The organism is Clostridium sp. JNZ X4-2, from assembly GCF_054889485.1.
In genome coordinates, this window is record NZ_CM142685.1 from 3,553,857 (window position 1) to 3,559,965 (window position 6,109).

Below are 6,109 nucleotides of genomic sequence, written 5' to 3' on the forward strand. Positions count from 1 at the left end.
TCCCTTAGGAAAAGAAATTATCCACTGGCATATCATCAATTATCCCTTGTCTTATAAAGGCGGGATCTTAGAAAATACTAGCCATGGGACAAGTTCTTTTCTCTGCTCATTTTTTCCATGTAAATTAGCAAAACAGAAATATCCGCCGGTGAAACTCCAGAAATTCTAGAAGCCTGACCAATATTCATAGGCCTTATTTTATTTAATTTTTGTATGGCCTCTATTCTCAATCCTTTAATTTCATGATAATCTATATTCTCTGGTATAACCTTATCTTCGAATTTCTTAAATTGGCTAACTTGTTCAAGCTGTTTGTCTATATACCCTTCATATTTTGAAATAATATTTACTTCTTCCTGAACATCTTGACGTAATTCAGATCTATTCACATCCAAAGGTTCTATATTAAAATAATCAAGCTCAGGTCTTTTAATTAACTCATACAAACTAACACTTTTTTTCAATTCAGAAGAATTCAACGAATTCAAAAAATCAATTACACATTTTTTTGGTGTTATTTGAACATTTTTTATCCTTTCTAACTCTTTTTCTATACTATGCTTTCTATTTAAATACTTCTCATATCGTTTTTCATTAACTAGTCCTATTTTATGTCCCATCTCCGTAAGTCTTAAATCCGCATTATCCTGTCTAAGTATCAGCCTATATTCAGAACGGGATGTCATCATCCTATAAGGCTCTTCAGTTCCCTTTGTAACTAAGTCATCTATTAAAACACCTATATAACCATCAGATCTTTTTAAAATAAAAGGTTCTCTTTCCATAGCTTTAAGGGCAGCATTAATACCTGCAATTATTCCCTGAGATGCTGCTTCTTCATATCCAGAACTTCCATTTAACTGACCTGCTCCAAATAAGCCTTCAATCTTCTTAAACTCTAGTGAAAGTTTCAACTGAAGCGGATTTATGCAATCATATTCAATAGCATAGCCACTTCTTAAAAATTCTACATTTTCAAGTCCCTCTATAGTTTTATACATGGCAATCTGTACATCTTCCGGCATTGATGTAGATGCACCATCTACATACAATTCATCTGTATTTTCTCCTTCTGGTTCTATAAATATTTGATGTTGCTTTTTATCAGGAAATCTAACTACCTTATCTTCAATGGATGGACAATATCTTGGACCCACGGATTTAATAGATCCATTGTAAAGTGGTGATCTTTCTATGTTATCTTTTATAACCTTCAATGTACTTTTTGTAGTATAGGTTAAATAACAAGACACCTGCTCCCTATCTATATTTTCGCTCATAAAAGAAAATGGAATTATATTTTTGTCACCAGGCTGTTCTATCATTTTTGAAAAATTTACACTTCTCTTATTTATTCTAGCTGGTGTACCTGTTTTAAACCTTCTAAGTTCTATTCCTAAATTAAGTAAACTTTGTGAAAGATCATTAGATGGCATAAATCCATTTGGGCCTGAACTATAGCTTACATCACCTATAATTACCTTTCCCTTTAAATATGTTCCTGTAGCTAAAACCACGGCCTTCGTTCCAAAATATGCTCCATTTTTGGTAAGCACTCCAATAACCTTTCCATATTTGTCTGTCCTTATTTCTATTACCTCTATTTGTCTCAAATATAAATTAGTTTGCCTCTCAAGTACCTTTTTCATTCTCCCTGAATAATTTCTTTTGTCAGCCTGAGCCCTTAATGAATGTACAGCCGGTCCTTTTGAAGTGTTGAGCATTCTTGATTGTATAAATGTATGGTCTATATTTACACCCATTTCCCCGCCTAATGCATCTATCTCCCGTACTAAATGTCCCTTGGCTGTTCCTCCAACATTAGGGTTGCAGGGCATAAATCCTATACTATCTAGATTCATGGTACACATTAAAGTCCTACATCCCATTCTAGCTGCGGCAAGCCCTGCTTCACAACCAGCATGGCCCCCTCCAACAACTACTACATCATAATTACCTGAAAAGTATTCCAATCTTAACTACCTACTTTCCTAAACAAAATTGTGAAAATATTTTATCAATTATATCTTCTTCTAAAGTATCTCCGGTTATTTTACCAAGATTAATCCAAGCATTTCTTATATCTATAGAGGCTAAATCTATAGCTAAAGTGTTCTTCAATGCTTGTAAAGCTTCAATACAGCTTTCTTTAGCTCTAATTAAACCCTCTTTATGTCTCATATTAGTTATAAATAGATCCGTGGATTTAATTTCACCTTTAAAAAACAAATCTTTAATACAGCTTTTAACTTTATCTAATCCCTCACCGGATTTAATTGAAGTTTTTATTATAAATTTTGAATTCAATTTGCAAATACCATCTAAATCTATTTTATCACCTAGATCAGTTTTATTTAATAAGATTATATATTTTTTCTTATTTATATAATCTATAATTTTATTATCTTCCTCATCTAATTTTTTACTTGAATCCAGCATCAGTATGATTAAATCTGAATCATCTATTTTCTCTTTTGATCTTTTGACTCCAATTTTTTCTACTAAATCATTAGTTTCTCTAATTCCTGCAGTATCAATTATTTTTACAGGTATTCCATCTATACTCATATATTCTTCTATAACATCCCTTGTTGTACCTGGTACATTTGTAACTATAGCTCTATTTTCCATAATCAATGAATTTAAGAGAGATGATTTGCCTACATTTGGTTTTCCTACAATTACTATATTTAAGCCCTCTCTAATTATCTTCCCCTCTTCCGCAGTATTCAATATAAAATTTATCCTGTCTAATATTTTATTTAATTTTATAGACACTTCATCAGCTGTTACTTCTTCCAAATCAGATTCTGGATAATCCACTGCAGCTTCAATAGATGCAATTATTTTTAGGAGCTCTTCTCTTAATGAATTAATTTCATTGGAAATTTTTCCTCTTGATTGCTGCACTGCAGATTTCATTGAGACTTCAGTTTTTGCATTAATTATATCTATCACCGCTTCTGCCTGGCTTAAATCAATTCTTCCATTTAAAAATGCCCTTTTAGTAAATTCACCTGGTTCTGCCATCCTAGCTCCAGATTTAATAACTTCCTCAAGTACTTTTTTAGCAGCTAGAATTCCACCATGGCAGTTTATTTCAACAGTATCTTCAGCCGTATAACTTCTAGGAGCCTTCATAAAACTTATAAGTACTTCATCTAATAATTCTTCAGTTTCCTTTTCTACTATAAAACCATATCTCATTGAATAAGGTTTTATATCCAGCAGTTTTCTATTGTCTTTTCCCTTGAATATTTCATTTACTATTGTAAGAGAATTCTCACCAGAAACTCTCACAATGGATATGCCACTTTCACCTAATGCTGTGGCTATAGCTGCTATTGTATTGCCCTTTTCCATCATTTCACTTCCCTTTAATCTCTAATACATAAGATATATCAAACTTTTCATCAATTTTATCAAATATGTAAAAAAGAAAGCCTTTAGGCTTTCTTCAAATCAACTACAACTCTTCTAAAAGGCTCCTGTCCTTCACTATAGGTATTTACATAAAAATCATTTTGAAGAGCAGAATGAATTACTCTTCTTTCATAAGGATTCATAGGTTCCAACTTAACTATTCTTCCTGTTTTTCTAACCTTTTCAGCTACCCTTCTAGCAAGTCTTTTTAATGTTTCTTCTCTTTTTGCTCTATAATTTTCTGTATCTAAAACAACTCTCTTATATTCCATCTCATGATTCTTATTTATTACAAGACTTAAAAGATATTGAAGTGCATCCAGAGTTTCTCCTCTATAACCTATAAGTATTCCCATATCTGAACCAGTTAAGTATATTTTTATTACATCATTTTCTTCTTTTACTTTTATTTCAGCTTCTACCTTCATTTTATCTAAAATATTTTTCAGAAATATTTTTGCATCATATATATAATCTCTCTTTAATTTAACCTTTATTTTAGCCGGTCTTACCCCTATAAAATTAAAGAAGCCCTTATTGCCTTCATCCAATACTTCAACTTCCACTTTGTCTTTTTCAACTTTCAATTCTAATAGTGCATTCTTAAGTGCCTCTTCAACAGTTTTTCCTGTGGTTTCTATAACCTTCATGCCACATAGCCACCCCCTAAGCCTTACTAGTTTTTTTACTCATTTCAATCTTTTTAATAACTAAAGTTTGTGCTATTTGAATTAAATTACTAACAACCCAATACAATACCAATGCAGATTTAAATTTCATACTCATATATACCATGAATACAGACATTCCTATATTCATCATCTTGCTCTGCTTTGCCTGTTCACCTGTAGAAGGCATTACTAAAAACCCTGATAAATAGGTAGTTATTCCTGAAATAATAGCAAGAAATATATCCGTCTTAGCTAAATCATTCACCCATAAAAAACTAACACCATTTATTCCGGATAAATTATTAAAAACATAGTAGAGAGCTATTAAAATAGGCCACTGAATAAGAAGTGGTAAACATCCACTAAAAGGGCTTGCTCCTTTTTCTTTATATAATTTCATCATTTCTTTTTGTGCTCTTTGTGGATCTTTTTTATATTTTTCCTGCAGTTTTTTAACTTCCGGTTGAATTTCATTCATTGCAAATGAAGATTTTAATTGTTTTATTCCCAATGGAAGTATTATAATCCTAATTATTATAGTCATTAAAATTATTGCTATACCATAGGAAAGATTTTGATTAGGTACAAACGAAGTTACACTACTATGTAAAAAATTAAAAAACCGAACAAAAGCATTATTTAAATATTGCAAAATATTAAACCTCCTGAAATTTATTTAACTGGATCATATCCGCCTTTGAAAAATGGATTACACCTCAATATCCTTTTTATGGACATAAATCCACCTTTTATGGTACCATATTTTTGTAATGCTTCCAATGCATATTGTGAACAAGTAGGATAAAACCTACAACATGGTCTTTTTAGAGGTGATATATATTTTCTATATAGTCTAATTAAGAAAATTAAAAAATCTTTCATTTATTATATAAACCTGCTTTTTTAATTAAATTTTTTATGGAATTACCTATTTCTATATAATTTTTACCGTTTGATAAATTTCTAGCTATAAATACCAAATCATAGCCTATTTTTATATCCTTGACATCTAATCTGCATATCTCTTTAATCAATCGTTTTATTCTGTTTCTCTCAACACTCTTTCCTACTCTTTTACTTATAGATATACCTAATCTATTTATATTCTTCTTATTTCTGTAGATATATAAAACTAGCAAATTATTAGAAAAAGATCTTCCTCTTTTATATACAACACGAAATTCTGCATTTTTTTTTATTCTGTAAACTTTCATTTTTGCTCCTTTTTTTCTGCTTGCAGAAAAAGGCCACAAAAGCGGCCTATGCTGTTAATTTCTTTCTACCTTTTTGTCTTCTTCTCCTAATAACATTTCTTCCCGATAGGGTTCTCATTCTTTTTCTAAAGCCATGTTCTCTTTTTCTCTGTTTCTTTTTTGGCTGGTAAGTCATCCACATAATCCTATACAACTCCTTTCTAAATTTAACATTTAATTTCTAGGTCCAGTTTTTATATATGGAATCTAATATTCTCATTATTAAATAAACAGTCCCAAAATAATCGTTTTAACTTTTTAAAAATATAAAATCCAAAAGTTATAAATAGTATACTCTTAAAAGTTTTAATTTATTTTCAGTCTACATTCTAAAGTTTTACTATTAAATTATATATTCACTAACTTACAATGTCAATACAAATTAAAAAGTATAATTTGTAATCAATATTTTTTATATGTATTTTTGTGGATAATTTCTTGAATAGGTTGTTAGGTTTTGATATTATAAATAGAGGCTTGTTAATAACTTTAAAAATATATACTACTTATCCACAGCTGTGGACAAAAATGTGCATAACTTGTTTAAATCATATTTATTTTTATTTTTTTGACTATTTCACTAACATTATTCGTTGTAAATAATGTTAATATTTATTTTTATAATTAAATTTACACTTTTTTTATTTTTAAATTATAAACTTAATTATACACATGTGAATATTTTTATACACATATGTCAACAAAATATAATAATGAAGTATTTAAACTGGGATTTATTTTTCTAAGACTGGAGGATACAAA

At 29.7% G+C, this 6,109-nt stretch carries 7 protein-coding genes; all 7 read right to left on the reverse strand.

The genetic code is table 11. The annotated features are described in order from the left end of the window. Positions 1 to 77 precede the first annotated feature (77 nt). The 7 genes from mnmG to rpmH all read right to left on the reverse strand — a co-directional run bounded on the left by mnmG (position 78) and on the right by rpmH (position 5,489). Complete coding sequence (mnmG, locus tag ACYUJ6_RS17200) at positions 78 to 1,973, reverse strand: tRNA uridine-5-carboxymethylaminomethyl(34) synthesis enzyme MnmG (protein ID WP_461843891.1); 1,896 nt, start codon at positions 1,971 to 1,973, stop codon at positions 78 to 80. 10 nt (positions 1,974 to 1,983) lie between these two features. Beyond that, positions 1,984 to 3,363 (reverse strand): tRNA uridine-5-carboxymethylaminomethyl(34) synthesis GTPase MnmE, encoded by a 1,380-nt coding sequence (gene mnmE / locus ACYUJ6_RS17205; RefSeq protein WP_461843892.1) that lies wholly within the window; start codon positions 3,361 to 3,363, stop codon positions 1,984 to 1,986. Between the two features lie 83 nt (positions 3,364 to 3,446). Beyond that, the gene (jag, locus tag ACYUJ6_RS17210; RefSeq protein ID WP_461843893.1) at positions 3,447 to 4,073 is read right to left on the reverse strand and encodes an RNA-binding cell elongation regulator Jag/EloR; all 627 of its coding nucleotides are present in this window, start codon (positions 4,071 to 4,073) and stop codon (positions 3,447 to 3,449) included. A 16-nt stretch (positions 4,074 to 4,089) separates the two neighbouring features. Next, positions 4,090 to 4,746 carry a membrane protein insertase YidC gene (locus tag ACYUJ6_RS17215; protein WP_461843894.1) on the reverse strand — a complete coding sequence of 219 codons (657 nt, stop codon included), beginning with the start codon at positions 4,744 to 4,746 and terminating at the stop codon, positions 4,090 to 4,092. A 20-nt stretch (positions 4,747 to 4,766) separates the two neighbouring features. Next, positions 4,767 to 4,976 carry a membrane protein insertion efficiency factor YidD gene (gene yidD / locus ACYUJ6_RS17220; RefSeq protein WP_461843895.1) on the reverse strand — a complete coding sequence of 70 codons (210 nt, stop codon included), beginning with the start codon at positions 4,974 to 4,976 and terminating at the stop codon, positions 4,767 to 4,769. After that, positions 4,973 to 5,308, reverse strand: a complete 336-nt coding sequence (gene rnpA / locus ACYUJ6_RS17225; RefSeq protein WP_461843896.1) for a ribonuclease P protein component — start codon at positions 5,306 to 5,308, stop codon at positions 4,973 to 4,975. Before rnpA ends, yidD begins: the two co-directional genes overlap by 4 nt. Positions 5,309 to 5,354: 46 nt before the next feature. Then, the gene (gene rpmH, locus ACYUJ6_RS17230) at positions 5,355 to 5,489 is read right to left on the reverse strand and encodes a 50S ribosomal protein L34 (protein WP_369704743.1); all 135 of its coding nucleotides are present in this window, start codon (positions 5,487 to 5,489) and stop codon (positions 5,355 to 5,357) included. Positions 5,490 to 6,109: the final 620 nt, after the last annotated feature.